This window comes from Peterkaempfera griseoplana, assembly GCF_001418575.1.
In the GTDB taxonomy this organism is placed as follows: domain Bacteria; phylum Actinomycetota; class Actinomycetes; order Streptomycetales; family Streptomycetaceae; genus Peterkaempfera; species Peterkaempfera griseoplana.
On record NZ_LIQR01000057.1, the window covers coordinates 10880 to 37720 of the forward strand.

Genomic DNA, 26841 nt, shown 5'->3' on the forward strand with positions numbered 1-26841 from the left:
GGTACGGCGCTCACGCGGGGCCTCCGATCAGGGAGAGGAAGGCGTCCTCCAGGCGGCGGTGCGGGGCCAGCCGCTCCACGGGGATGCCGAGCCGGACCAGTTCCGCCAGCAGCCGGTGCGGCGCCAGGCCGTCCAGTGCCACCAGCACCCCGCCGTCGGCGGCTTCCGCGGAGGCCACCCCCTCCAGGGCGGCGATCTTCTCGGCGGCCGCGGTGACACCGCCCTCGTCCAGCGCCTCGGGGCCGCTGGTGACCACGGAGACCATCAGCAGGCCGCCCGCACCGACGATGTCGGCGACGGCGCCCGCCGCGACCAGCCTGCCCTGGTCCATCACCACCAGGTGACTGCAGCTCTGCTCGACCTCGGAGAGCAGATGACTGGAGACGATGACGGTGCGTCCGGTGGCGGCGTAGCGGATCAGCACCTCGCGCATCTCGCGGATCTGCGGGGGGTCCAGTCCGTTGGTGGGCTCGTCCAGGATGAGCAGTTCGGGCAGGCCCAGCATGGCCTGGGCGATGGCCAGGCGCTGGCGCATGCCCTGGGAGTAGGTGCGCACCGCCCGGTCCAGGGCCTCGCCCAGTGCGGCGATCTCCAGGGCCTCGTCCAGGTGGGCGTCCCCGGCCGGGCGGCCGGTGGCCTGCCAGTACAGCCGCAGGTTGTCGCGGCCGGTCAGATGGGGCAGGAAACCCGCGCCCTCGACGAAGGCGCCGACCCGGGAGAGCACGGGTGAGCCGCCGCGGACCGCGTGGCCGAAGATCCGGATGTCGCCGCCGTCCGGGCGGATGAGGCCCATCAGCATCCGCAGGGTGGTGGTCTTCCCCGCGCCGTTGGGGCCGAGCAGACCCACCACCTGGCCCTGTTCCACCCGGAAGCCCAGGTCGCGCACGGCATAGCGGTCGGCTGCCCCGGCATAGCGCTTGGACAGGCCGGTGATCTGCAGCGGCACCGCCGCCAGCAGGGGGTCGGGCGGCGGGGTGCGGCGCAGCCGGCCGCGGCCGGTGAGCAGCAGCAGCGCGGCGAAGGCGACGGCTGCGGCGGGCAGGCCCCAGACCCAGCCGGGCAGCGGCGGGGCCGCGGTGCGCAGCCCCTGGTCGGCGGGCACCACCAGGCCGGGGCCGACCGCCGCGATGCGGTAGTGGGCGGGCTGCACCGGTGAGGCGTAGGCCAGGTCGGTGGTGGCCAGGACGACCGCCATCCGGTGGCCCGCGGCGAACTCGTGGTCCACCGCGGGCAGCCGTACCTCCAGGGTGCGGCCTGCGGCGCTGTCGGCGCCGGTCACCCGCAGCGGGGCGGCCAGCTGCTGGGGAAGGGTGCGGGTGCCGTCCTGGGCGACGTCGTAGACCTTGCCGAAGAGCACCGCGTCGGGCCGGTCGGAGTGCACCCGTACGGTGATCCGGGGTGTTCCGGTGACCCGGACCGCGGCGGGCAGCGGAGCGGAGGTGAAGACCGCGGACTGGCCGGGGAGGTCGAGGGTGAGCCCGGCGCCCGCGGCGGAGAGCTGGGTGAGCGCCGAGACCCCGGGGACGGTGGAGAGGGCCGGCGGGGAGCCCCCGGCCGGGTTGGCCGCGGTCTGCTCGGGCCCGGTCAGCGCCACGGTGCGGCGGGTGGTGCCGTCCAGGCCTGGGTAGCGTTCGGCGGTGGCGCCGCGCAGCACCGGCTCGACGCCGGTGGAGTCCAGGCCACCGGTGCGGGTGACCCGGAAGGCCGGGCCGGTGGCGGCGCCGCTGCCCTTGAGGTAGTGGTCGAACCAGGCGGTGATCCGCTGCTGGACGCGTCCGCTCTCCTGGTTGCCGCCGTCGTGTCCGCCGTCGAACCAGTCGACCGCGACGGGCGCTCCGTTGGCGGCGACCGCCCGGGCGATGGCGTCCCCCTGGTCGAGGGGGAAGAGGGAGTCGTGCAGCCCCTGGACGACCAGGGTGGGGACGCGGATGCGGTCGGCGACGGAGGACGGGCTGGAGCGGTCCAGCAGCTTCACGGCGGCCGGGTCGGCGTGTCCGGCCACCGCGACCCGGTTGTACATCTCGCAGAGCTGGTCGGTGAAGCGGCCGCAGCCGGAGGCGCCCGCGGCGGCGGGGGCCGCGGCGCTTGCGGCGGCGGAGCCGGAGGCGCCCAGGGAGGCGGAGCCGGAGGTGAAGAAGATCCCGGCCCAGAGCCGCTTGAAGACCCCGTCGGCGGCGGATCCCCCCACGGCGTTCTGCGGGAAGAGCGCGTCCGCCAGGTTCCACCAGGTGATCTGGGGGGCGATCGCGTCGATCCGCCGGTCGTAGGCCGCCGCCAGCAGCGAGATCGCCCCGCCGTACGAGGCACCGGCGACCCCGACCCGGGGGTCGCCCGCTCCGTCCAGCTGCACCTCGGGACGCCGGGCCAGCCAGTCGACCAGGGCGCGGACGTCCTGCACCTCCGCGTCCGGCGAGTCCAGCGCGATCCGCCCGCCGGAGCGGCCGAAGCCGCGGGCCGACCAGGTGAGCACCGCGTAGCCGGACCGGGCGAGCTGCTCGGCCTGCGCCCTGACGTCGTTCTTGGAGCCGCCGAAGCCGTGCGCCAGCAGCACCGCCGGACGCCGGCCGGGTCCGCCCGCGGTGAGGAAGGAGGTGTCGACGGCCACCCGCCGGGAGCTGCCCGGGCTCTCGGGCAGCTGCAGAAAGCGCTGCTCGACGTGGACCACGGGGCCACCCGAGGCCGTCTGCCGCCACACCCCGGCGCCACCCGCCACCGCGGCCAGGGCCAGCACCGCGGCCGTCAGCCGCCGGGCGCGGCGCGGCCACCCCCTCCACCACTGCCGCACACGGCGGCCGACCGGCTCCATGGTCGCTGATCCTAACTGCCCTGCCCCGGGCCCCGACCCGGGGAGCCGGTGCTCCCGGCGGGGCCCGGTGTGGGGGGCGCCACCCGACGGACTGGTGTCCGGATCACGGAAGCGGCAAGGGATACCCGGAACGGCGTACGGAAGAGGAGAGAGACAACTCGTGGACCTGTGGAGCGTACTGAGGCCGGGTCTGGCGCTGGTCGGAACGTTGCTGGTCACCCTGGTGCTGGGGCGGCTCGCCGAGCGGCTGGTGGGGCGGCTCGTCGCCGGGCGGCCCGAGAGCCTGCGGGCGCCGCTGCGGCGCTGCCGGGTGCCCTTCCTGCTCACGGTCGGATCGCTGGTACTGCTCGGCAGCGAGCAGACGGCCGGTCTGCCGGCCGCCGTGCGGGGGCCGCTGCGGCATGTGCTGGTGCTGCTGCTGATCGCGGTGGCCGCCTGGCTGCTGTCGCGTACCGCCGCCCTGCTGATCGGCACCTCCTTCACCCGCTACACCGCGGGGCACCGGGATCCGGCGCGGGTACGGCGGGTCCGTACCCAGGCGGGGATGCTGCGGCGGATCACCACGGTGCTGGTGGCGCTGGTGGCGGGGGCCTGCATGCTGCTGACCTTCCCCGGGGTGCGGGCGGTGGGCACCAGCCTGCTGGCCTCGGCGGGGCTGATCGGGGTGGTCGCGGGTGTGGCGGCGCAGTCGACGCTGGGCAATCTCTTCGCCGGGCTGCAGGTCGCCTTCGGCGACATGGTGCGGATCGGCGACGTGGTGGTGGTGGAGGGCGAGTGGGGGACGGTGGAGGAGATCACCCTCACCTATCTGGTGCTCGCCACCTGGGACCAGCGGCGGATCGTGATGCCGGTGTCGTACTTCGCCTCCAAGCCCTTCGAGAACTGGTCCCGGCACGATCCCCGGATGACCGGCACGGTGCTGCTGTACCTGGACCACGCCACCCCGGTCGAGGAGCTGCGCGAGGAGTTCCGGCGGCTGCTGAAGGACTCGCCGCTGTGGGACGGCCTGGGGTCGGCGCTCCAGGTCACCGACACCACACCCAGCGGGATCGTGGTGCGGGCCCTGATGACCGCCCAGGACTCCGACGACGTCTTCGCGCTCCGCTGCGAGGTGCGCGAGCGGCTGGTGGAGTGGCTGCGGACCAACCACCCCGGGTCGCTGCCCCGGATCGCCACCGCCGCAGCCCCCGCGGCGGAGGTCCCCCGGCCCAGGGAGGGGCTGTGGCAGGACGGTGCGGCGGATGCCGGCCGGCGCGGGCAGGCGGCGGCCGACGCCGGGCCGCGGCAGGACCCCGCGGAGGGGCCGCACCGGCCCGGTCAGGAGCCCACGGACGTGGAGGCCCTGCACAACGCGGGCGGCCCCGGCGGTGTGTCGCTGGCCAAGGACGGCGGCCCGGCCGGGGACCCGCGGCGGGGGTGACCGGCGGTCAGCCCGCCAGGGTCCTGGTCATGGTGCGGTGCGGGAGGCCGCCGTCGAGGTACTCGGGGCCGTGGGCCGTGTAGCCCAGCCGCTCGTAGAAGCCGATCGCGGTGACCTGGGCGTGCAGTTCCATCTCCCGGGCGCCCCGCTCCACCCCGGCCTGCTCAAGCGCCCGGACCAGGGCCGCGCCCAGGCCGGTGCCGCGGGCGGCGGGCAGGACGGCGAGCCTGCCGAGCAGCACCACACCGTCGCGGCCGGCCTGCTTGCGGGCGGGCTCCCCGTGGATCAGCCGGCCGGTGCCCAGCGCCTCACCGCCGGGGCCCGCGGCCAGCAGATGGACGCAGAGCGGGTCGAGGTCGTCCCACTCCTCGTCCTCGGGGATCCGCTGCTCGACGATGAAGACCTCGCGGCGGACCCGGTGCACCTGCGCCATGTCCTCGTCGGTGTCGGCGGTACGGATGACGGCGTCCACTCAGCTCTCCGCGGTGATGATGTCGAGGGCCTTGGCCAGGTCCTCGGGGTACTCGCTGTCGAACTCCACCCACTGGCCGTCCGAGGGGTGCTCGAAGCCCAGGTGGACGGCGTGCAGCCACTGGCGGGTGAGGCCCAGCCGCTTGGCCAGGGTGGGGTCGGCGCCGTAGGTGAGGTCGCCCACGCAGGGGTGGCGCAGCGCGGACATGTGGACCCGGATCTGGTGGGTGCGGCCGGTCTCCAGCTTGATGTCCAGCAGCGAGGCGGCCCGGAAGGCCTCGATCAGGTCGTAGTGGGTGACCGAGGGCTTGCCGGTGGCGACCACGGCCCACTTCCAGTCGGAGCTGGGGTGGCGGTCGATGGGGGCGTCCACGGTGCCGCGCATCGGGTCGGGGTGGCCCTGGACCAGGGCGTTGTAGCGCTTGTCCACGGTGCGCTCGCGGAACTGCTGCTTCAGCAGGCTGTAGGCCAGCTCCGACTTGGCGACCACCATCAGGCCGGAGGTGCCGACGTCCAGGCGGTGCACGATGCCCTGGCGCTCGGCCGCGCCCGAGGTGGAGATGCGGTAGCCGGCCGCGGCGAGCCCGCCGATCACGGTGGTGCCGGTCCAGCCGGGGCTGGGGTGGGCGGCGACGCCCACCGGCTTGTCGACCACCACCAGGTGGTCGTCGTCATGGACGATCCGCATGCCCTCGACCGGCTCGGCGACGATCTGCACCGGCGCGGGCGGGGCGGGGATCTCGACCTCCAGCCAGGCGCCCGCGGTGACCCGGTCCGACTTGCCGGCCGTGGCGCCGTCCACCCGGACCTTCCCGTCGGCGGCGAGTTCGGCCGCCTTGGTGCGGGAGAAGCCGAACATCCGGGCGAGGGCGGCGTCGAGACGCTCACCCTCGAGGCCGTCGGGTACGGGCAAGGTGCGGATCTGCGCTGCGGTGCTCACCCGAACGAGTATGCCGGACGGCGGAGCCCGCCACGGCCACGGCGGCCGGGGTCAGGACTGCCCGGCGGCGTCCGGCTCCTCCTCGCGGTCCCGCTGGACGGAGCCGTCCGGGTTGGAGCCGCGGAAGGAGAGCAGCACCACCAGCACACCGCCGCAGACGATCGCGGAGTCCGCGAGGTTGAAGACGGCGAAGTGCTGCAGCGAGATGAAGTCCACCACATGCCCGCGGAAGACCGCCGGGGCGCGGAAGAGCCGGTCGGTGAGGTTGCCCAGGGCGCCGCCCAGCAGCAGACCCAGCGCGATCGCCCAGGGCAGGCTGTGGAGCTTGCGGGCGATCCGCCAGATCACCACGATCACCGAGGCGGCGATCAGAGTGAAGACGATGGTCAGCGCCTGTCCCATGCCGAAGGCCGCACCGGGGTTGCGGATCACCTGGAAGGTGAGCACATCGCCGATGACCTGGATGGGGGCGTGACCCTCGAGCCTGGCGACCACCAGCAGCTTGCTGCCCAGGTCGATCAGGTAGGCGAGGAGCGCGACGACCAGCAGCACGCCCACCCGGCGGCGTCGTGCCTCCGGGACGGGAGCCGCCTCCGCGGCCTGCTGGGTCGACTCCTCGGCGCCGGCGGGTGTCTGCCGGGCCGCGGGGTCGACGGCGTTGTCCCGGGCCGCGCCGCCCTGGGTCTGGTGGGAACCTGGCGTACTGATGATGCGCTCCGCTGCCGTCACAGGTGGTAACCGGCCCCGGGGCCGGGGCGGCGCTGTCGAGGTCGAGCGTACGGCACCGGGGCGGCACAGGAGGGGCGGGACCGCGGCGGCCCGGCTAGCGCCGTTCCTGCTTGGCCTTGCACTGGACGCAGAGGGTGGCCCGCGGGAACGCCTGGAGCCTCGCCTTGCCCACCGCGTTGCCGCAGGACTCGCAGAGGCCGAAGCCGGTGCCCTCCAGCCGCCCGAGGGCCCGCTCGGTCTGGGCGAGCATGTCGCGGGCGTTGTTGGCGAGCGCGAGCTCGTGCTCCCGGGAGATGTTCTTGGTGCCTGCGTCCACCTGGTCGTCGCCGGCGCCGTCGCCGGAGTCGCGCATCATGCCGGAGATCGCCGCCTCGGCGGTGTCGATCTCCAGGCTCAGCCGCTGGGCCTCCGCGGTGAGCTCGTCGCGCAGCTCGACGACCTCCTCGGCGGTCCAGGGGTCCTCGCCCGGGCGCACCGGGAGGTCCGCCGGCTCCAGCGGGCCGGGCTCCGGTACGGCCGCGGTGGCGACCGCCCGGGGCGCCGCCGCCGAGGCGTGGGTGCGAGTCGGGACCGCCGGGCGTGCGGCGGCGGTACTGGTCTTGCGGCGCGTGGTCACTGTCCCCTCCCCCGGGTCCGCCACGGCCCTGCGGGGCCGCCTGGTGGCGGTGGTCCCGTTCTCAGCCTTATCAGCCATGGCTACGACCCCTTCACGAATGGCGGTGCCCGGCGGTTCCCGGTCCGCTCGGTGCCGGAACGATAATTCGCTGCGATTCATGTCACAACCGGACATTCCGGCATGCGCCCGATGTCCACCCGAGGAGGCCCTCCTCCGGCCTGACGAGGTTGTGCCCAGAACGTGACCCGTTAACCGCATTCGGTGTCCGCTACCGCCCGCCGCGGCGAAAGCGGTTGCGCCGGCCTATACACTGCTGGTGCGAGGCGTTGATGGGGACGAGTACCGCCGTACGCAGCCAGCAGCGAACCGGGGACGGTGGGAGCCCGGGGGCGTGCACGACGGGAAGATCACCCCGGAGCCGCCGGAAGAACGGCCCGGCGAGGGCCCGGTAGACCCGGCAGCAGCACCAATGAGTGGGCCGCGGCAGGCACCCCCGTCCGCAGCCAAGGAGGGTGGTACCGCGGGGCCGCGCACGCTGCCTCGTCCCTCCGTCGGAAGCCGTATCGCACGCATCCGCCGGAGGAAGGCCCCCGCGATGACCAACCCCGAAGAGCCCCGTTACCGGGCCGTGCCCGCGCAGGTCGACCTGCCCGCCCTGGAGCACCAGGTGCTCTCCTTCTGGCGGGACAACAAGATCTTCCAGCGCAGCCTGGAGCAGTCCGAGGGCCGCCCCGAGTGGGTCTTCTTCGAGGGCCCGCCCACCGCCAACGGCATGCCCGGCGCCCACCACATCGAGGCCCGCGTCTTCAAGGACGTCTTCCCCCGCTACCGCACCATGAAGGGCTACCACGTCGGCCGCAAGGCCGGCTGGGACTGCCACGGGCTGCCGGTCGAGCTGGCGGTGGAGAAGGAGCTGGGCTTCACCGGCAAGCAGGACATCGAGGCGTACGGCATCGCCGAGTTCAACGCCAGGTGCCGCGAGTCGGTCACCCGGCACACCGACGCCTTCGCGGAGCTCACCGAGCGGATGGGCTACTGGGTCGACCTGGACCAGGCCTACCGCACCATGGACCCCGCCTACATCGAGTCGGTGTGGTGGTCGCTGAAGCAGATCTTCGACAAGGGCCTGCTGGTGCAGGACCACCGGGTCGCCCCCTGGTGCCCCCGCTGCGGCACCGGCCTCTCCGACCACGAACTCGCCCAGGGCTACGAGACCGTGGTCGACCCCTCGGTCTTCGTCCGCTTCCCGCTGACCTCCGGCCCGCTCGCCGGCCAGGCCTCGCTGCTGGTCTGGACGACGACCCCGTGGACCCTGGTCTCCAACACCGCGGTCGCCGCCCACCCCGAGGTCACCTACACGGTGGCCACCGACGGCACCGAGCAGCTGGTCGTCGCCGAGCCGCTGCTGGCCAAGGCGCTGGGCGAGGGCTGGACCGCCACCGGGCAGACCTTCACCGGCGCCGAGATGGAGCGCTGGACCTACGACCGCCCCTTCGCGCTGGTCCCGATCGAGGACGCCCACTACGTCGTCAACGACACCTATGTGACCACCGAGGACGGCACCGGCCTGGTCCACCAGTCCCCCGCCTTCGGCGAGGACGACCTGCGGGTCTGCCGCAGCTACGGACTGCCGGTGGTCAACCCGGTGCGCCCGGACGGCACCTTCGAGCCCGAAGTGCCGCTGGTCGGCGGGGTCTTCTTCAAGAAGGCCGACGAGGCGCTGGTGGCCGACCTCCAGGCCCGCGGCCTGCTCTTCCGCCACCTGCCCTACGAGCACAGCTACCCGCACTGCTGGCGCTGCCACACGGCGCTGCTCTACTACGCCCAGCCGTCCTGGTACATCCGCACCACCGCGGTCAAGGACGCCCTGCTGCGCGAGAACGAGCGCACCAACTGGTTCCCGGAGAACATCAAGCACGGCCGCTTCGGGGACTGGCTCAACAACAACGTCGACTGGGCGCTGAGCCGCAAGCGCTACTGGGGCACCCCGCTGCCGATCTGGACCTGCGAGCAGGGCCACCTCACCTGTGTCGGCTCGCTCTCCGAGCTCGGCGAGCTGGCCGGCCGCGACCTCTCCGCGCTGGACCCGCACCGCCCCTACATCGACGACGTCACCCTCGACTGCCCCGAGTGCTCCGCCACCGCCACCCGGGTGCCCGAGGTCATCGACGCCTGGTACGACTCGGGTTCCATGCCGTTCGCGCAGTGGGGCTACCCGTACCGCAACCAGGAGCAGTTCGAGAAGAGCTACCCCGCGCAGTTCATCTCCGAGGCCATCGACCAGACCCGCGGCTGGTTCTACTCGCTGATGGCCGTCGGCACCCTGGTCTTCGACCGCAGCTCGTACGAGAACGTGGTCTGCCTGGGCCACATCCTCGCCGAGGACGGCCGCAAGATGTCCAAGCACCTGGGCAACATCCTGCAGCCCATCCCGCTGATGGACCAGCACGGCGCCGACGCGGTGCGGTGGTTCATGGCCGCCGGCGGCTCCCCGTGGGCCGCCCGCCGGGTCGGCCACGGCACCATCCAGGAGGTGGTCCGCAAGACCCTCCTCACCTACTGGAACACCGTCGCCTTCCAGGCCCTGTACGCCCGCACCGCCGGCTGGGCCCCGTCCGCCGCCGACCCCGCCGCGGCCGAGCGGCCGCTGCTGGACCGCTGGCTGCTGTCCGAACTGGGCATCCTGGTACGAGAGGTGGACGCCGCGCTGGAGGCCTTCGACACCCAGCGTGCCGGCCGGCTGCTCTCCGCCTTCGTCGACGACCTCTCCAACTGGTACGTCCGCCGCTCCCGCCGCCGCTTCTGGCAGGGGGAGCCCGCCGCCCTGGCCACCCTCCACGAGGTCGTGGACACCGTCACCCGGCTGATGGCCCCGCTGGTCCCGTTCATCACCGAGCGGGTCTGGCAGGACCTGGTGGTGACGGTGGTGCCGGACGCCCCCGCCTCGGTGCACCTGGCCTCCTGGCCGCAGGCCGACGAGAGCGTGATCGACACCGACCTCTCCCGGCACATGGCCCTGGTCCGCCGTCTGGTGGAGCTCGGCCGCGCCACCCGCGCCGACTCCGGGGTGAAGACCCGTCAGCCGCTCTCCCGGGCGCTGATCGCCGCCCAGGGCTGGGAGGAGCTGCCGGCCGAACTGCGCGGGCAGATCGCCGAGGAGCTCAACGTCTCCGAGCTCGCCTCGCTGGCCGAGGTCGGCGGCTCGCTGGTGGACACCACCGCCAAGGCCAACTTCCGGGCGCTGGGCAAGCGTTTCGGCAAGGGTGTGCAGGACGTCGCCAAGGCCATCGCGGCCGCCGACGCCGCCGCCCTCTCCGCCGCGCTGCGCGCCGGGGGCACCGCTGCGGTCGAGGTGAACGGCGAGACCGTCGAACTCACCCCGGACGAGGTCGTGGTGACCGAGACCCCCCGCGAGGGCTGGGCCGTGGCCAACGAGTCCGGCGCCACCGTCGCCCTGGACCTGCACATCACCCCCGAGCTGCGCCGCACCGGCGTCGCCCGGGATGTGATCCGGCAGGTCCAGGAGGCCCGCAAGAGCAGCGGCCTGGACGTCGCCGACCGGATCGTGCTGCGGTGGACCGCCGAGGACCCGGAGACCGCCGGGGCGCTGGCCGAGCACGCCGGGCTGGTCGCCGACGAGGTGCTGGCGGTGGACTTCGCCGAGGGCGAGGCCGACTGGACCTCCGAGGCCTTCACCGACGAGTCCCTGGGCCTCTCCTTCCGCCTCCGCAAGGCCTGACCTCCGGCCCGACCCGGCCGCCGGCAGCCCCGGGCCCCCACGGGCCCGGGGCTGCCGCTTTCGCCCGGTCCGGGCCGCACCGCCACCCCGCGGCGCCCACCGAGGCCCGGCCGGCCGGGCGCCTCACCGCGGACACACAGAACGGCGCCCCCACCGCATCGCGGTGGGGGCGCCGTTCTGTGTCGCGGGTCATGTGACGAGCATCACGCCGACCCGCTCCCTCAGTTGTCGTTCTCCTCGTCGATGAGGAAGCCGCGCATCGGGGTCGGGGCCTGCTGCAGCGGCTGCGGGGGCTGCGGCCGGACCGCGGCCATCGGCTGGGTCATCCCGGCCGGGGCCATCGGCGAGTTCTGGCCGCCGCCGAAGCCGCCGCCCTGACCGTTGGCACCGAAGGACTGCTGCCCGCCGAAGCTGGGCTGGCTGCCGCCGCCGAAGGACTGCTGTCCGCCGAAGGTCTGGCCGCCCATGCCCGAGGGAGCGCCGGCCGGCGCCATCGACGCCGCCGGGGGCAGCGAAGCGGTGGCCGGGGTGCGCGGCGGGGCGAGCGAGTCGTCCGCCTGCGACTCCAGCTGACGCAGCTGGGTCTCCAGGTAGGACTTCAGCCGGGTCCGGTACTCGCGCTCGAAGGCGCGCAGGTCCTCGACCTTGCGCTCCAGCGTGGCGCGGGCGGACTCCAGGGAGCCCATGGCCACCCGGTGCTTCTCCTGCGCGTCCCGCTCCAGGGCGTCGGCCTTGGACCGGGCGTCGCGCTCAAGTCCCTCGGCGCGGCTGCGGGCCTCACCGACGATCTTGTTGGCCTCGGAACGGGCCTCGGCGATCGCCTGGTCGGCGGTCTGCTGGGCGAGCGCCAGCACGCGGGCCGCGCTGTCGCCGCCCGGGCCCTGCTGCTGCTGCATGTGCGGAGGACCGCCCATGGGGCCGCCCATCGGGCCGCCCATGGGGCCACCGGGGCCCATGGGGCCTCCCATGGGACCAGGGCCCATGGGTCCGCCCATCTGCTGCGGCATCGGCGGCTGGCCACCGGGGCCGGCGGGCAGCTGCGGCGGGCCGCCCATCTGCTGCTGGCCGCCCGGGGGCAGGCCGAGCTGCTGGGGGCCGCCCATCTGCTGCGGCATCTGCTGCTGGCCCGGGATGGGCGGTCCCGATATGGCAGCGGGCACCGGAGCGTTGGGGCGCTGCTGCTGCTCCTGCTCCTTGCGCATGTTCTGCTGGTTCTGCGCGGCGGCGCGGGTCGCAGCGGCCAGCTTGGCGCGCAGGTCCTCGTTCTCGCGGAGCAGTCGCGTCAGCTCTGCTTCGACCTCGTCGAGGAAGGCATCGACCTCGTCCTCGTCATAGCCTTCGCGGAGGCGGACGGTCGTGAACTGCTTGTTACGAACGTCCTCGGGGGTCAACGGCATCTCTTCACCTCAACGTGATCGTCGGCACACCGGCGTCCTGTCGCGCGCTTACCACGGCAGTCTCACCACGAGCGAGATCAGGACATACACAATGATCATCAGTACGAAGAAGGACAGGTCGAGCGCCACGCCCCCGAGACGTAGCGGCGGAATGAACCGCCGCAGAAGCTTGAGCGGCGGATCCGTGACAGTGTACGTGGCCTCGAGGACCACAATCATGGCCCTCCCGGGGTGCCAGGAGCGGGCGAACTGGAACACCCAGTCCATCACCAGCCGGAAGAGCAGGATGATCAGGAAGACGGTCAGTGCGTAGTAGAGCACTGCCGACACGATGCCCATCGCGCTTCCCTCTCCCTGTCCGTTCACTCACTGTCAGCGGATCCGTACCTGGTGTTGTGGCTGGGTCAGCTCTGGTTGAAGAACCCACCCTCGGCGATACGGGCCTTGTCCTCCGCCGTGACATCGACGTTAGCAGGAGACAGCAGGAACACCTTCTGCGTCACCCGCTCGATGCTGCCGTGCAGACCGAAGACGAGTCCAGCCGCGAAGTCTACGAGGCGCTTGGCGTCGGTGTCGTCCATCTCCGTGAGATTCATGATCACGGGGGTGCCGTCACGGAAGTGTTCCCCGATGGTGCGGGCCTCGTTGTAGGTTCGGGGGTGGAGTGTGGTGATGCGGTACGGCTCTCGCTCGTTGACGACCTTGGGCATGATCACCGGGGCGCTCTTCTCCACGTGACGGCGTTCGGGTGTGATGGAGGACACCGGAGCCATCCGTGCCGGCTCCTGGCGGATCGGCACCGCCTGCGCCGCCGGAGCGGCATGCGGGACCGCGTGGGCCGCGGCCGCAGCCGGCTGCTGCCGGGGCACCTCCTCGGTGCGCGCGCCACGCAGCGGCTCGGGGTCCGCGTCGTAGTCGTCGTCGGGGTCGTACCCCTGGCCGTCGTACGTCTCGTCCTCCACGAGGCCGAGGTAGACCGCCATCTTGCGCATAGCGCCGGCCATACTCCTGTCCTCCGCTCTGTGGTGGATCGGCCCGTCACCGGCCAGACCCCGCCCCCGACGGCGCCGGAGGTCGGGACCGCGGTCCGCCCGGCGCCCGACGATGCGTCAGGTCCGCTGCGTGGCCGCGGACATACGATCCACGATTCGCCGCCGCAATGCGAAGGCGATGCATCTTGTCCTATTTTGTCCTGTGGTCTGATCTACTAACCGGTGACGTTACCGGAGGGGTGGCCGCGCGCCGAGTACCGCCGTTCCGACGCGCACATGTGTCGCACCGGCGGCAACGGCCTGTTCGAGGTCGCCGCTCATCCCCGCCGAGACCATCGTGGCAGCCGGATGGGCCGCCCGTACTGCGCTTGCGATTTCCGCCAGGCGGCCGAAAGCCGCCGCCGGATCGCCGGCGTAGCGGCCGGCGAGCGGAGCCACCGTCATCACGCCCGCTAGGGCCAGCCCGGGCGCCGCCGCGATGGCGTCGGCGAGGGCCGCCACCTCATCGGGGGACACCCCGGCCCGGCCTGCACCGCCGGCCGACTCCCGGTCCAGGGCCACCTGCACCAGGCAGCCCAGATCCGGCCGTCCGGCCTTCAGCACCGCCGAGGAGAGCGCCTCCACCAGCCGCAGCCGGTCGACGGAGTGCACATAATCCGCATAACCAATCACGGAGCGCACCTTGTTGGTCTGCAGCTGCCCGACGAAGTGCCAGGTCAGTGGCAGATCCGCACACTCGGCGGCCTTGGGGGCGGCGTCCTGGTCCCGGTTCTCGGCCACCTCCCGCACCCCGAGGGAGGCGAGCAGCCGGGTGTCCGCCGCCGGATAGGTCTTGGTGACCACCACCAGGGTGACCTCGTCGCGTGGGCGCCCGGCGGCGGCGCAGGCCGCGGCGATGCGCTGCTCCACCCCGGCGAGGTTGGCGCGCAACTGCTCGCGGCGCGCCGGGTCGGGTCCGGTCGGGGCATCGGGGAACGACGGGCCGTCGGGGAACGACCCGTCACCGTGATTCGTCATCTCTCCTGTGGATCCAACCAGACGTAGCCGGCGAGGCGCCCGGTGCGCTGCTCACGGCGGTAGGAGAAGTGGTCCACCGACTCCATGGTGCAGACCGGGGAGCGGTGCAGGTCGGTGACGCCCGCCTCGGCGAGCTGGGCGTGCACTCCGGCGGGCACGTCCAGGGCGGGGGTCCCCCAGCCGGTGGTGGCGTACGCCGCCGGGACGACCGCGGCGACCTCGGCCCGCAGCGCCTCGGGGACCTCGTAGCAGCGGCCGCAGACGGTGGGCCCGGTGACGGCGGTGATCCGCTCCGGACGGGCGCCCAGCCGCACCATCGCCTCCACGGCCGCGGGGACGACCCCGGCGGCGAGGCCCGGCCGGCCGGCGTGGGCGGCGGCGGCCACCCCGGCGACGGGGTCGGCCAGCAGCACGGGTGCGCAGTCGGCGGTGAGCACCGCCAGGGCGAGCCCGGGGCGGGTGGTGACGACCGCGTCCACCCGAGGTGCCTCGCCGTCCTGCTGACGGCCGGTGGCCTCGGCGACCTCCCGGCCGTGCACCTGGTTCATCCAGACCACGTCCGCCGGGTCCAGGCCGAGGGAGCCTGCGGCGAGCGCCCGGTTGCTGCGCACGGCGGCGGCGTCGTCGCCGACCGCACCGCCGAGGTTGAGCTCTCCGTACGGAGCGGAGCTCACTCCGCCCCACCGGTCGGTGAAGGCGAAGTGAGCCCCGTCGCGCTCGATGCGCTGCCCGATCACTCGCTGCTCCCCGGGCGCGCCGCTATCGGTGCGGTCACTTGAGGAAGTCCGGGACGTCCAGCTCCTCGGCCGGGGTCTCGACGTAGGGGCGCACCGGCGGGACCTGCGGCGGCACCGGGGGGCTCACCGGGGCGGGGACCGACTCGGAACGGCTCGCCGGGACCTCGTCGGAGGCGGCGACGGAGCCCAGGGACCCGTAGGAGGGGCGTGCCGGGGCCGGGCGGTCGCGGTCGCGGTCCTGCGGGGTGGACTTCACCACCGGGTCGCGGACGATGGCCGGGGGCTGGCCGCCGTCGAAGCCGGCGGCGATCACGGTCACCCGCACCTCGTCGCCGAGGGCGTCGTCGATGACCGCGCCGAAGATGATGTTGGCCTCCGGGTGGGCGGCCTCGCTGACCAGCTGGGCCGCCTCGTTGATCTCGAAGAGGCCGAGGTCGGATCCGCCGGAGATGGAGAGCAGCACCCCGCGGGCGCCGTCGATGGAGGCCTCCAGCAGCGGCGATGAGATGGCCATCTCGGCGGCGGCCTTGGCGCGGTCCTCACCGCGGGCGGAGCCGATGCCCATCAGGGCGGACCCGGCGTCCGACATCACCGACTTGACGTCGGCGAAGTCCAGGTTGATCAGACCGGGGGTGGTGATCAGGTCGGTGATGCCCTGCACACCGGAGAGCAGCACCTGGTCCGCGGAGCGGAACGCGTCCAGCACGCTGACCTGGCGGTCGGAGATGGACAGCAGCCGGTCGTTGGGGATGACGATGAGGGTGTCGACCTCTTCGCGCAGCTGCGCGATGCCGTCCTCGGCCTGGTTGGCGCGGCGGCGGCCCTCGAAGGTGAAGGGCCGGGTGACCACACCGATGGTCAGGGCGCCCAGCGAGCGGGCGATGTTGGCCACCACGGGTGCGCCGCCGGTGCCGGTGCCGCCGCCCTCGCCGGCGGTGACGAAGACCATGTCGGCCCCCTTGAGGACCTCCTCGATCTCCTCGCGGTGGTCCTCCGCGGCCTTGCGGCCGACCTCGGGGTTGGCGCCTGCGCCCAGACCCCGGGTGAGTTCACGGCCCACGTCGAGCTTGACGTCGGCGTCGCTCATCAGGAGGGCCTGCGCATCGGTGTTGATCGCGATGAACTCGACGCCCTTGAGCCCGACCTCGATCATCCGGTTGATGGCGTTGACGCCACCGCCGCCGATTCCGACGACCTTGATGACTGCGAGGTAGTTCTGCGGTGCTGCCACGTCGAAGGCCTCTCGCCTCGAGTTACCGGGTCGGACGGCTGCGTGGTGAGTGCCGTACGACGGATGCCCATGGGTGGGGTGCCCGTTTCCGGGGTCGATGCCCCGGAATGCCGACCGCCGACCCGAACCCTAACCTTGAGGTTTAGGGTTACTGCTGTGTCAGTGTCTCTTTCAACGTCCTGATGACACAGGACACTAGGTCGATGCGCGGCTGCGTTCAACGAACACGCCGAGCCTCCTGCTTTTCTTTTGAGCCTATGTGATCACCCTGCGGCCCACTCAGCCGGGGTGGACCATGGTCCGGCCGCCGGCGCCCGGCGTCAACACCCCTACGAGCCGTCAGCCCGCCGTGGCCGGCGCGTCCGGAGCACTGACGTCGTACGTCCGGGCCGGCCGGGTCAGCAGCGCGGTGAGCACCGCGGCCTTGCGCGACCCCCGCTCGGCGCTGCCCCACAGCACGGTTCGGCCGCCGTCCAGCCGCAGTTCGATGTCGTCGAAGGAGTGCACCTCGACCGCCGCGGCCTTCCCCGCCACCGCGGCCGGCAGGTCCCGCGCCACCTGCACCGCGGCGGCGATCAGGGCCTTCTGCGGAAAGGCCGCCGCCGCGTCCCGGGCCGCCGGGGACTCCTTGAGCTCCACCACCGGTACGCCCCTGGGCGGCGCCGCGTCGGTCGCGAACCGCACCCCGGAGGCGTCGACCCGGGTGTAGCGGCCGTCGGCCTCCTTCACCGCCGCCACCGCCCGGCGCTCGGTGATCTTGATCCGCAGGGTGTGCGGCCAGCCCCGCCACACCTCCACCCGGTCCGCCTTCCGCAGCCCGGCCGAAATCCGTCGCCGCACCGCCTCGAGGTCCACCCGGGCCAGCGGGCCCCCGGGGTGCACCCCGGCCGCGGCGACGACCTGCTCGGCGGTCAGTTCGTGGTTGCCGGTGACCGCCACCGTGCGGACCTGGAGCACCGAGGAGAAGAAGACCAGCCAGACGCAGACCGCCGTCAGCACCGCACAGAGCGCGGCCAGCACGGCCACCCCCCGCCGGGACAGCCGGAGGCGGGGCGGCGACCCCTCGGCCGCCGCCCGCTCCGGCTGCTCCCCGCGGCGCTGCGGGGCGATCGGCTCAGCCACGGTGCGGGCCGTGCCCCCTTGCCGCGCTGATGGCCTCGTACACCATGCCGACCAGCAGGTCGTCGGCGTCCCGGCGACCGAACTCGGCGGCGGCGCGGCTCATGTCCCACAGCCGCTGGGGGTCGGTGAGCACCGGCAGCACGCTGCCCAGCACCCACTCCGGCGTCAGCTCGGCGTCGTCGACCAGCAGTCCGCCGCCGGCCTTGACCACGGGCTGGGCGTTGAGCCGCTGCTCGCCGTTGCCGATCGGCAGCGGGACGAAGGCGGCGGGCAGGCCCACCGCGGCCAGTTCGGCCACGGTCATGGCGCCGGCCCGGCAGAGCATCATGTCGGCGGCGGCGTAGGCGAGGTCCATCCGGTCCAGGTAGGGCACCGCGCGGTAGGGCGGCATCCCGGGGATGTCGTCCACCCTCGGCAGCTCGTTCTTGGGGCCGACGGCGTGCAGGATCTGCACCCCGTACTGCTGCAGCCGCGGGGCAATGGCCTGAACCGTCTCGTTCAGCCGCCGGGCGCCCTGGGAGCCGCCGGTGACGAGCAGGGTGGGCAGCCGCTGGTCGAGGCCGAAGTAGTGGCGTGCCTCGGGGCGGGCGGCCTGGCGGTCCAGGGTGGCGATGGTGCGGCGCAGCGGGATGCCGACGTAGCGGGCGCCGCGCAGCTTGCTGTCCGGGGTGGAGACCGCGACGAAGTCGGTGTAGCGGGAGCCGACCTTGTTGGCCAGGCCGGGGCGGGCATTGGCCTCGTGGACCACGATCGGCACCCCGGCGCGCTTGGCCGCCAGATAGGCCGGCATGGCCACATAGCCGCCGAAGCCGACCACGGCGTCGGCCTTGGACCGCTCGATGATGTCCTGGGTGGCCTTGACGGTGGCGCGAAGCCGGCCCGGGACGGTGATCAGCTCGGGGGTGGGCCGCCGCGGCAGCGGGACCGCCGGGATCAGCTCCAGGTGGTAGCCGCGCTCGGGGACCAGCCTGGTCTCCAGGCCCCGCTCCGTGCCCAGCGCCGTGATGCCGACCGTCGGGTCGTGCCGGCGGAGTGCGTCGGCGAGGGCGAGCGCGGGCTCGATGTGACCGGCGGTCCCCCCGCCGGCGAGTACGACATGCACCGAAATTCACCGCTCCCTGCGCGGCTGCCCGGTGGCGGGCCGCGCTGTGGTTCGTCGTGGCAGCACCCGGGCCAGGGTCGCCCTGATCCGGGAGGTGGAGCCCCGTGCGGCCAGGGCCGCCCTGGCCCCCGGCTCGCTCCGTGCGAAGCACAGCAGCATGCCGATGGCGAACAGGGTCGGCAGCAGTGCGGACCCTCCGTAGGAGAACAGCGGGAGCGGGACTCCCGCGATGGGCAGCAGTCCCAGCACCGCACCGATGTTGATCACAGCCTGGGCCATGATCCAGGTGGTGGCGCCTCCCGCGGCATACCTGACGAAGGGGTCCTTCGTGCGTCCGGCCACGCGGATACCCGCATACCCTAGTGCCGCGAAGAGGCCGAGCACCGACAGCGTCCCCGCCAGGCCCAGCTCCTCGCCCGTCACGGCGAAGATGAAGTCGGTGTGGGAGGCGGGCAGCTGGCCCCACTTCTCCACCCCGGCGCCCAGGCCCGAGCCGAAGAGGCCCCCGGAGGCCAGGGCGTAGAGGCCGTGCACGGCCTGCCAGCAGGGCTCGTCGGGGCCGGTGTGGGTGACGCCCACGCAGTTGATCCGGGCGAGCCGGTGCGGGGCCAGCACGATCAGCGCGGTGGACATCACCACGGCGATGCCCGCCGCCCCGGCGAAGAGCCGCAGCGGGGCACCGGCCATCCACAGCAGCCCGAAGAGCACCGCGACCAGGATCATCGCGGTGCCCATGTCACCGCCGGCCATGATCAGCATCAGCAGGAAGACCGTGCCCGGCACCAGCGGCACCAGCAGGTGCTTCCACTGGTCCAGCATCCGCATCCGCTGCTTGCGGGCCAGCAGGTCGGCGCCCCAGAGCACCAGCGCCAGCTTGCCGAACTCGGAGGGCTGGATCTGGAAGAGGCCGACATTGATCCAGTTGCGGTTGCCGCCCACCTCCACCCCGACGCCGGGGATGGTGACCAGGACCATCAGGAAGATCGACCCCAGCAGCAGCGGATAGGCCAGCGCCCGGTGCAGCGCCACCGGCAGCCGGGCGGCCACCAGCATCAGCCCGAGGCCGAGGACCACCGCCATCAGCTGCTTGAGGAAGTAGAACAGCACCGGCAGGCCCTGGCTGAGCGCGGTGATCTGCGAGGCGGAGAAGACCATCACCAGCCCCAGCACCAGGATCAGCAGGCTGGCGCCGAGGATCAGGTAGTAGGCGGTGAGCGGCCGATCGAGGGTGCGCCGGAGCCGGGCGGTGAAGCCCCGCAGGGCCGCGGTGGGCCCGGCGGCGCGGAAGGTGGTGGCGGACGCCGAGATGACCGGGGGGCGGGCGGCGGAGCGCTGCGGCGGTGGCGCGGACGTGCGCCCGCGTACTTGTTCCGGCACCGCTCGCCCCTTCCCGGTCGTTCTCCTCAGCGTCGTGACAGATCGCGTACGGCGGCGGCGAAGAGGTCGCCGCGTTCACCGTAGTTGGTGAACATGTCCATCGAGGCGCAGGCCGGGGCCAGCAGCACGGTGTCGCCGGGTTCGGCGAGACCCGCGGCGGCGCGGACCACGGCGGTCATCGCCTCGGCGCCAGTGTGGCCCTCGGCCGGCTCGATCACCGGCACATCCGGGGCGTGTCGCCGCAGTGCCTCGCGGATCACCGCCCGGTCGGCGCCGATCAGCACCACTCCGCGCAGCCGGTCGGCGGCGGTGGCCACCAACTCGTCGAAGGCCGCGCCCTTGGCGAGGCCGCCGGCGATCCACACCACCGGCCGGTAGGCGGCCAGCGAGGCGGCCGCGGCATGGGTGTTGGTGGCCTTGGAGTCGTCGATGTACGTCACCTCGTCCACCACGCCGACCTCCGCGATGCGGTGGGCGTCGGGGCGGAAGGCCCGCAGCCCGTCCCGGACCGCGCGGGGCTCGACCCCGTAGGCGCGGGCCAGCGCCGCGGCGGCGAGGGCGTTGGCGATGTTGTGCGGGGCCGGCGGCCGCACGTCCTCGACGGAGGCCAGCTCGGCGGCGGTGCGCTGCCGGTCCGCGACGAAGGCCCGGTCGACCAGCAGGCCGTCCACGACGCCGAGTTGCGAGAGTCCGGGGGCGCCGAGGGTGAAGCCGACGGCGCGGCAGCCCTCCTCGACGTCGGCCTCGCGGACCAGGTCCTCGGTGGCCTTGTCCGCGTCGTTGTAGACGCAGGCGACGGTGTTGCCCTGGTAGATACGGCCCTTGTCGGCGGCGTACGCCTCCATGGAGCCGTGCCAGTCCAGGTGGTCGGGCGCCAGGTTGAGCACCACCGCGGAGTGCGGGCGCAGCGAGGGCGCCCAGTGCAGCTGGTAGCTGGAGAGCTCCACGGCGAGCACGTCGTAGGGCTCCTCGGCCAGCACCGCGTCCAGCACGGAGACGCCCACATTGCCCACGGCGGCGGTACGCAGGCCCGCCGCGGTGAGGATGGAGGCCAGCATCTGGACGGTGGTGGTCTTGCCGTTGGTGCCGGTGACGGCCAGCCAGGGGGTGGGCTCGCCGGTGACCGGGTGCGGCCGGCGCAGCCGCCAGGCCAGTTCCACGTCGCCCCAGACCGGGACGGCCGCCGCCGCGGCGGCGCTGAACAGCGGGCTGGAGGGGGGCCAGCCGGGCGAGGTGACGACCAGCCGGGTGCCGTCGGGCAGGGTGTCGCCGTCGCCGAGGCGTACGGTGACACCGTCCGCCTCCAGGCCGGCGGCGCGCCGGCGCAGCGCCGGGGAGTCGCCGCCGTCGACGACGGTGACGACGGCGCCCAGGCCGTGGAGCACCCGGGCGGCGCTGATGCCGGACACGCCGAGTCCGGCGACCGCGATGGGCAGCCCGGCGAAGCTCTCGGTCATCCGGTCACCCAGCCCGCGTAGAAGAGTCCGAGGCCGACGGCGACGCAGAGGCCCTGGATGATCCAGAAACGGACCACGATGAGGACCTCGCTCCACCCCTTGAGTTCGAAGTGGTGCTGGAGCGGTGCCATCTTGAAGACCCGCTTGCCGGTCATCCGGAAGGAGCTGACCTGGATGATCACCGACAGGGTGATCAGCACGAAGAGGCCGCCCAGCAGGGCCAGCAGCATCTCGGTGCGGGAGCAGATGGCCAGACCGGCCAGCGCGCCGCCGAGCGCCAGGGAGCCGGTGTCGCCCATGAAGATCTTGGCGGGTGAGGTGTTCCACCACAGGAAGCCGAAGCAGGAGCCCATCAGCGCCGAGGCCACCACCGCGAGGTCCAGCGGGTCGCGGACGTCGTAGCAGTTGGCGGTCGCGGTGAGGGTGAAGGCGCAGTTCTGGCCGTGCTGCCAGACGCCGATGAAGACATAGGCACCGAAGACCATCACCGAGGCGCCGGTGGCCAGGCCGTCCAGGCCGTCGGTGAGGTTCACGCCGTTCGACATCGCAGCGATCATGAAGTACGCCCAGATGACGAACAGCACGGGCCCTATCGACCAGCCGAAGTCCTGCACGAACGACAGTTTGGTGGAGGCCGGCGTCAGCCCCCGGCTGTCGTGGAACTGCAGGGCGAGCACCGCGAAGGCGAGGCCCACCGCGGACTGGCCGACCAGCTTGGCCTTGGCGCGCAGACCCAGCGAGCGCTGCTTGACGACCTTGATGTAGTCGTCCAGGAAGCCGACCAGTCCCAGACCGGCCGTCAGGAAGAGCACCAGCAGCCCGGAGGCGGTCGGCGGCTTGTCGGCCACGATCACATGGGTGATCGCATAGGCGATGATCGTCGCCAGGATGAAGGCGATACCGCCCATCGTGGGGGTGCCGCGCTTGCTGTGGTGCGCGGCCGGGCCGTCGTCCCGGATCATCTGGCCGTAGCCGTGCCTGGCCAGCAGTCTGATCAGCAGCGGGGTCCCGATCAGCGTCAGGACCAGGCCGATCACTCCCGCGAAGAGGATCTGCCTCACTTGGCCGCTCCTGTCGCTCCGTCACCGGCGAGCAGGGCCTCGGCGACCCGCTCCAGGCCGGCCGCCCGGGAGGCCTTCACCAGCACCACATCCCCCGGCCGTACCTGATCGCGCAGCAGCTCGACCGCCGCGTCAGCGTCGGACACCAGCACCGACTCCTCACCCCACGAACCTTCGTTCTTGGCACCCATGTCGAGCCAGGCCGCCTCGCGGCCCCCGACCGCCACCACCTTGGTGATGTTCAGCCGGACGGCCAGACGTCCGATGGCGTCGTGCTCCGCGAGGGTCTCCTCGCCGAGCTCCCGCATCTCGCCGAGCACCGCCCAGGTACGGCGGCGCTCCTCGCCGGTGCCGGCCATCGCCGCCAGCGTCCGCAGCGCGGCCCGCACGGACTCCGGGTTCGCGTTGTAGGCGTCGTTGACGACGGTGACACCGTCGGCCCGTTCGACGACCTCCATGCGCCAGCGGGAGAGCGCATCCGCCTCGCCCAGGGCAGCGGCGGTGTCGTCGACGGACATCCCCAACTCCCCTGCCACCGCTGCGGCGGCCAGGGCGTTGGAAACGTGGTGCTCACCGTACAGGCGCAAGGTCACGGAGGCGGAACCGGCCGGGGTGGTCAGTGTGAAGGACGGGCGGCCGGACGCGTCCAGGCGTACGTCCGTGGCCCTGAACTGGGCCTGCTCCGACTCCCCGAACCAGACCACCCGGGCCCGGGTGCGCCCGGCCATGGTGCGGACCAACGGGTCGTCGGCGTTGAGGACGGCCACGCCGTCGGCCGGCAGCGACTCCACCAGCTCGCCCTTGGCCTCGGCGATGGCGGCCTTGCCGCCGAACTCCCCGGAGTGCGCGGAGCCGACGTTGAGCACCAGGCCGATGCGCGGCGGGGTGAGGCCGGTGAGGTAGGCGATGTGGCCCTTGCCGCGGGCGCCCATCTCCAGCACCAGGAAGCGGGTGCCGTGGTCGGCCTGGAGCGCGGTGAGCGGCAGCCCGATCTCGTTGTTGAAGTTGCCCGCCGGGCAGACCGTCGGGCCCAGGCGCCGCAGCAACTGCCCGATGAGGTCCTTGGTGGAGGTCTTGCCGGACGAGCCGGTCAGGCCCACCACCGCGGTGTCCGGCAGCCGGTCGACGACCGCGCGGGCGAGCAGGCCCAGCGCCGCCACCACGTCGTCCACCACCACCGCGGGGACGCCCACCGGACGGGCCGCCAGCACCGCGGCCGCGCCGTCGGCGACCGCCTTGGCGGCGAAGTCGTGCCCGTCCACCTGCTCGCCCTGGACGGCCGCGAACAGCCCTCCCGGCTGCACCTGGCGGGAGTCCACGACCACCGGTGCGGTGATCGGGGTCTGCGGGTCGGGGGCGTCGTGAAGCGTCCCCCCGACGGCCGTGGCGACCTCGGCGAGGGTCAGTGCGATCACTGGGGATTACTCCTTGGAGTCTGCCGGGCCGGCGCCCGCGGGACGGGGCTCCGGTGCCGCGGCGTCCGGACGGTGCCCGCTGCCGAGAATCGCCTCGCGCAGCACCTCCCGGTCGTCGAAGGGCCGGATCTCGTCGCGGACGTACTGGCCGAGCTCATGGCCCTTGCCCGCGACCAGGATCGAGTCGCCCGCGTGGGCGCGGGCCACGACAGCGGCGATGGCCTCCGCACGGCGGGGGACCACCAGCACGTCGCCGCGCTCCGCCTCAGGGACCTCCACCGCGCCGGCGAGCATGGCGAAGAGGATGGCCAGCGGGTCCTCGGTGCGGGGGTTGTCGCTGGTGAGGACGGCGGTGTCGGCCAGCCGGGCGGCGATGGCGCCCATGGAGCCGCGCTTGTGCGGGTCGCGGTCGCCACCGCAGCCGATCACCACGTGCACCTGGCCCTTGGTGACCTCGCGCAGCGACTCCAGGACGGCCCTGAGGGCGTCCGGCTTGTGCGCGTAGTCGACCACGGCCAGGTACGGCTGGCCGCCGTCCACCCGCTCCATCCGGCCGGGCACCCCGGGGACGGCGGCGACCCCGGCCACCACGTCCTCCAGCGGCAGCCCGGCGGTGGCCAGGGCGGCGATGGCGGCCAGCGCGTTGGCCACGTTGAACGGGCCGGGCAGCGGCACCGAGGCGTCGGCGGCGGCGCCGTCCGGGCCCACCACGCGGAAGGTGGAGTCGGCCGGGCCCAGGTGCACGGCCTCGGCCCGCCAGTCGGCGGCGGGGTCGCCGGACGCCGAGAAGGTGACCACCGGGATCGCCGCCTCGGCGGCCAGCCGCCGGCCGTAGGGGTCGTCCAGGTTGACCACGCCCCGGCGGGCCCGCCGCTCGGTGAAGAGCTGCGCCTTGGCCCGGAAGTAGTCCTCCATGTCGGGGTGGAAGTCCAGGTGTTCCGGGGTCAGGTTGAGGAAGACGGCGATGTCGTAGACGACCCCGTCGACCCGGCCGAAGACCAGGGCGTGGCTGGAGACCTCCATGGCCACCGCGTCGGCACCCTGCTCGCACATCAGCGCGAGGATGGCGTGCAGATCGGTGGACTCCGGGGTGGTGCGCTCGCTCTTGATCCGCTCCGCGCCGACCCGCATCTCCACGGTGCCGATCACCCCGGGGGTGTGCCCGGCGCCGCGCAGCCCGCCCTCCACCAGGTAGGACGTGGTGGTCTTGCCGTTGGTCCCGGTGACGCCGACGGTGAGCAGCCGCTCCGCCGGGCCCCCGTAGACGGCCGCGGCAAGAACGCCCATCCGGGTCCTGGGGTCGTCCACCACCAGCAGCGGGACCCCGCAGCCGGCGGCGTGCTCGGCGCCGGCCCGGTCGGTGAGCAGCGCCACCGCCCCGGCCGCCACGGCCTGCGGGGCGAAGGCGGCGCCGTGGTGGTTGGCGCCGCCGAAGGCGACGTACAGGTCACCGGGGCGCACCGCCCGCGAGTCATGGGTGATGCCGGTGACCTGGCCTCCGGCGTCGGGCGGTGCCAGGCCGAGCAGGCCGGCGATCTCGCCGAGCGGCGTCGGGCGGACCACGGCGGGGCGCGGCGGCACGGACTGCGGCGGTGTCCCTGGGTGTCGCTGGGGCTGATCAGGTTTTGGCACGGCAGGCAGGGTATCCGGAGCGGCAGTGCCGGGGCCAAGCGAGTGGTCGCGGGCGCCGTCCGCCGGCTCCGGGGGGGTGATCGACCTCACGGCGTCTCCACTGTCGCTGCTCATGGGGAGGGCTTCCACTCGACGGGCAGATTGGGGGGTGCGGTGCCGGTGGGCGGCACCCGCAGGGTCTTCAGGGCGAACTCCATCACCTGCTTGAACACCGGGCCGCACAGCTGGCCGCCGAAGTGCCCGTTGGTGGGGTTCTGGATGGCGCAGGAGACGGTCAGCCGGGGCTTGTCGGCAGGGGCGAAGCCGATGAAGGACGCGGTGTAGCCGGAGTAGCGGCCGGTGCGGGGGTCCACCCGGTTCGCCGTTCCGGTCTTGCCGGCCACCCGGTAGCCGGGGATCTGCGCCATGGTGCCGGTGCCCTGTTCGTCGGTGACCACCGACTCCAGCATCCGGGCGAGGGTGGCCGCGGTCTGCGCGCTGACCACCCGGGTCTGCTCGGGGGCGGGCGCGGGGGTGTAGTGCCCGTCCGGGCCGGTGGTGCCCTGGACCAGGGTGGGGTCGACCCGGACCCCTCCGTTGGCGATGGTGGAGTACACCGAGGTGGCCTGGATGGCGCTCAGCGACAGGCCCTGGCCGAACGGGATGGTGTACTGCTGGGAGCCCTTCCAGTCGGCGCCCTTGGCGAGGATGCCCTGGGTCTCCCCGGGGAAGCCCAGGCCGGTGGGGCGGCCGATGCCGAACTTCTGCAGGTAGCCGTAGAGCACCTGGTTGGACTGCGCCTGGGTCTTGCCCAGGTGCTCGGCGGCCTCGATGGTGCCGATGTTGGAGGACTTGGCGAGCACCCCGTTGAGGGTGAGGTGCCAGGTGCCGTGGTCGACGTCGTCGTGGAAGATCCGGTCGGCGCGGTGCAGGGTGCCGGGCACCGTGACATGGGTGTCCCAGGCGGCGGTTCCGGAGTCCAGCACCGCCGCCATGGTCATCAGCTTGGCGGTGGAACCGGGCTCGTAGGCGTCCTGCACCGCGGGGTTGCCCAGGGTGCCCGGGGCGGCGTGGGAGAGGTCGTCGGCGTCGAAGCCGGGCGAGGTGGCCATGGCGAGCACCTGCCCCGACTGCACGTCCTGAACAATGACGTAGCCCTTCTCCGCCCCCGCGGCCTTCACCCGGTCGGTGATGGCCTGCTGGGCCTCCCACTGGATGTCGCGGTCCAGGGTGAGCCGCAGATCGGTGCCGGGGACGGCGGCGCGCTCGTGGAAGCCCGCGGTGGGCACCAGCCGGCCGCCGGACTGGGCGTAGGTGATCCTGCCGTCGCGGCCGGCCAGTTCGGCCTGGTACTGCTGCTCCAGACCGGCGGCGCCGACGCCCTCGCCGTTGACGAACCCCACCACGTTGGACGCCAGGCCGCCCGCCGGGTAGACCCGCTTGCTGGTCTCCCGGTGGAAGACCCCGGCGAGCACATCGGCGCAGCCGGGGTCCACCGCGGTGCGGCCGCCCTGCGCGGCGGGCCTGCCCACCGCGCGGGCCTGCGCCTGGCAGGCCGGGGTGGAGGCCTGGCGGGCGAAGCTGGTCTGCAGCGCGGAGAT

General features: G+C 73.2%; 21 protein-coding genes. 2 read left to right on the forward strand and 19 right to left on the reverse strand.

Annotated elements, in window-relative coordinates; all coding sequences use genetic code 11:
- Nucleotides 1-10: 10 nt before the first annotated feature.
- The gene (locus AOK09_RS04865; protein WP_055585862.1) at nt 11-2806 is read right to left on the reverse strand and encodes an alpha/beta fold hydrolase; all 2796 of its coding nucleotides are present in this window, start codon (nt 2804-2806) and stop codon (nt 11-13) included.
- Between the two features lie 166 nt (nt 2807-2972).
- Between AOK09_RS04865 and AOK09_RS04870 the strand changes: the two genes are divergently transcribed.
- Complete coding sequence (locus AOK09_RS04870) at nt 2973-4226, forward strand: mechanosensitive ion channel family protein (protein ID WP_079062761.1); 1254 nt, start codon at nt 2973-2975, stop codon at nt 4224-4226.
- Nucleotides 4227-4233: 7 nt separating this feature from the next.
- Here the strand turns inward: AOK09_RS04870 and AOK09_RS04875 are convergent, their stop codons facing one another.
- The 4 genes from AOK09_RS04875 to AOK09_RS41705 form a co-directional block, all read right to left on the reverse strand.
- Complete coding sequence (locus AOK09_RS04875; protein WP_245687121.1) at nt 4234-4698, reverse strand: GNAT family N-acetyltransferase; 465 nt, start codon at nt 4696-4698, stop codon at nt 4234-4236.
- Nucleotides 4699-5637, reverse strand: coding sequence for an RluA family pseudouridine synthase (locus AOK09_RS04880; RefSeq protein WP_055585863.1), 939 nt, complete (start codon nt 5635-5637; stop codon nt 4699-4701).
- A 51-nt stretch (nt 5638-5688) separates the two neighbouring features.
- Nucleotides 5689-6366: a signal peptidase II gene (gene lspA, locus AOK09_RS04885; protein WP_055585864.1), complete on the reverse strand. Its 678-nt coding sequence runs from the start codon at nt 6364-6366 to the stop codon at nt 5689-5691.
- A 94-nt stretch (nt 6367-6460) separates the two neighbouring features.
- The gene (locus AOK09_RS41705; RefSeq protein WP_055585865.1) at nt 6461-7060 is read right to left on the reverse strand and encodes a TraR/DksA family transcriptional regulator; all 600 of its coding nucleotides are present in this window, start codon (nt 7058-7060) and stop codon (nt 6461-6463) included.
- 517 nt (nt 7061-7577) lie between these two features.
- Between AOK09_RS41705 and ileS the strand changes: the two genes are divergently transcribed.
- On the forward strand, nt 7578-10721 hold the full coding sequence (ileS, locus tag AOK09_RS04895) for an isoleucine--tRNA ligase (protein WP_217698379.1): 3144 nt from the start codon (nt 7578-7580) through the stop codon (nt 10719-10721).
- A gap of 221 nt (nt 10722-10942) precedes the next feature.
- Here ileS and AOK09_RS04900 read toward each other — a convergent pair whose 3' ends face one another.
- The 14 genes from AOK09_RS04900 to AOK09_RS04965 form a co-directional block, all read right to left on the reverse strand.
- Nucleotides 10943-12118 (reverse strand): DivIVA domain-containing protein, encoded by a 1176-nt coding sequence (locus tag AOK09_RS04900; RefSeq protein ID WP_055585866.1) that lies wholly within the window; start codon nt 12116-12118, stop codon nt 10943-10945.
- Nucleotides 12119-12166: 48 nt separating this feature from the next.
- Entirely contained in the window at nt 12167-12457 is a 291-nt protein-coding gene (locus AOK09_RS04905; RefSeq protein WP_055585867.1) for a YggT family protein, read from the reverse strand.
- A 65-nt stretch (nt 12458-12522) separates the two neighbouring features.
- Nucleotides 12523-13122: a cell division protein SepF gene (locus AOK09_RS04910; protein ID WP_055585868.1), complete on the reverse strand. Its 600-nt coding sequence runs from the start codon at nt 13120-13122 to the stop codon at nt 12523-12525.
- Between the two features lie 216 nt (nt 13123-13338).
- Nucleotides 13339-14127, reverse strand: coding sequence for a YggS family pyridoxal phosphate-dependent enzyme (locus tag AOK09_RS04915; RefSeq protein WP_079062757.1), 789 nt, complete (start codon nt 14125-14127; stop codon nt 13339-13341).
- A complete protein-coding gene (gene pgeF, locus AOK09_RS04920; protein ID WP_055585869.1) occupies nt 14124-14864 on the reverse strand; it encodes a peptidoglycan editing factor PgeF in 741 nt (246 codons plus the stop codon). The genes AOK09_RS04915 and pgeF overlap by 4 nt, the downstream gene beginning before the upstream one ends.
- 34 nt (nt 14865-14898) lie before the next feature.
- Entirely contained in the window at nt 14899-16095 is a 1197-nt protein-coding gene (ftsZ, locus tag AOK09_RS04925) for a cell division protein FtsZ (RefSeq protein WP_055585870.1), read from the reverse strand.
- 339 nt (nt 16096-16434) lie between these two features.
- Nucleotides 16435-17217, reverse strand: a complete 783-nt coding sequence (locus AOK09_RS04930; RefSeq protein ID WP_055585871.1) for a cell division protein FtsQ/DivIB — start codon at nt 17215-17217, stop codon at nt 16435-16437.
- The gene (gene murG, locus AOK09_RS04935) at nt 17210-18319 is read right to left on the reverse strand and encodes an undecaprenyldiphospho-muramoylpentapeptide beta-N-acetylglucosaminyltransferase (protein ID WP_055585872.1); all 1110 of its coding nucleotides are present in this window, start codon (nt 18317-18319) and stop codon (nt 17210-17212) included. Before murG ends, AOK09_RS04930 begins: the two co-directional genes overlap by 8 nt.
- Before the next feature lie 6 nt (nt 18320-18325).
- On the reverse strand, nt 18326-19696 hold the full coding sequence (ftsW, locus tag AOK09_RS04940) for a putative lipid II flippase FtsW (RefSeq protein WP_079062758.1): 1371 nt from the start codon (nt 19694-19696) through the stop codon (nt 18326-18328).
- A 26-nt stretch (nt 19697-19722) separates the two neighbouring features.
- Nucleotides 19723-21153, reverse strand: coding sequence for a UDP-N-acetylmuramoyl-L-alanine--D-glutamate ligase (gene murD, locus AOK09_RS04945; protein WP_055585873.1), 1431 nt, complete (start codon nt 21151-21153; stop codon nt 19723-19725).
- Nucleotides 21150-22214 carry a phospho-N-acetylmuramoyl-pentapeptide-transferase gene (gene mraY / locus AOK09_RS04950; RefSeq protein ID WP_055585874.1) on the reverse strand — a complete coding sequence of 355 codons (1065 nt, stop codon included), beginning with the start codon at nt 22212-22214 and terminating at the stop codon, nt 21150-21152. The genes murD and mraY overlap by 4 nt, the downstream gene beginning before the upstream one ends.
- Nucleotides 22211-23629 (reverse strand): UDP-N-acetylmuramoyl-tripeptide--D-alanyl-D-alanine ligase, encoded by a 1419-nt coding sequence (locus AOK09_RS04955; protein WP_055585875.1) that lies wholly within the window; start codon nt 23627-23629, stop codon nt 22211-22213. The genes mraY and AOK09_RS04955 overlap by 4 nt, the downstream gene beginning before the upstream one ends.
- 6 nt (nt 23630-23635) lie before the next feature.
- The gene (locus AOK09_RS04960) at nt 23636-25351 is read right to left on the reverse strand and encodes a UDP-N-acetylmuramoyl-L-alanyl-D-glutamate--2,6-diaminopimelate ligase (RefSeq protein ID WP_407675345.1); all 1716 of its coding nucleotides are present in this window, start codon (nt 25349-25351) and stop codon (nt 23636-23638) included.
- Between the two features lie 20 nt (nt 25352-25371).
- On the reverse strand, nt 25372-26841 hold a 1470-nt coding region (locus tag AOK09_RS04965; protein ID WP_107101240.1), incomplete at its 5' end, for a peptidoglycan D,D-transpeptidase FtsI family protein.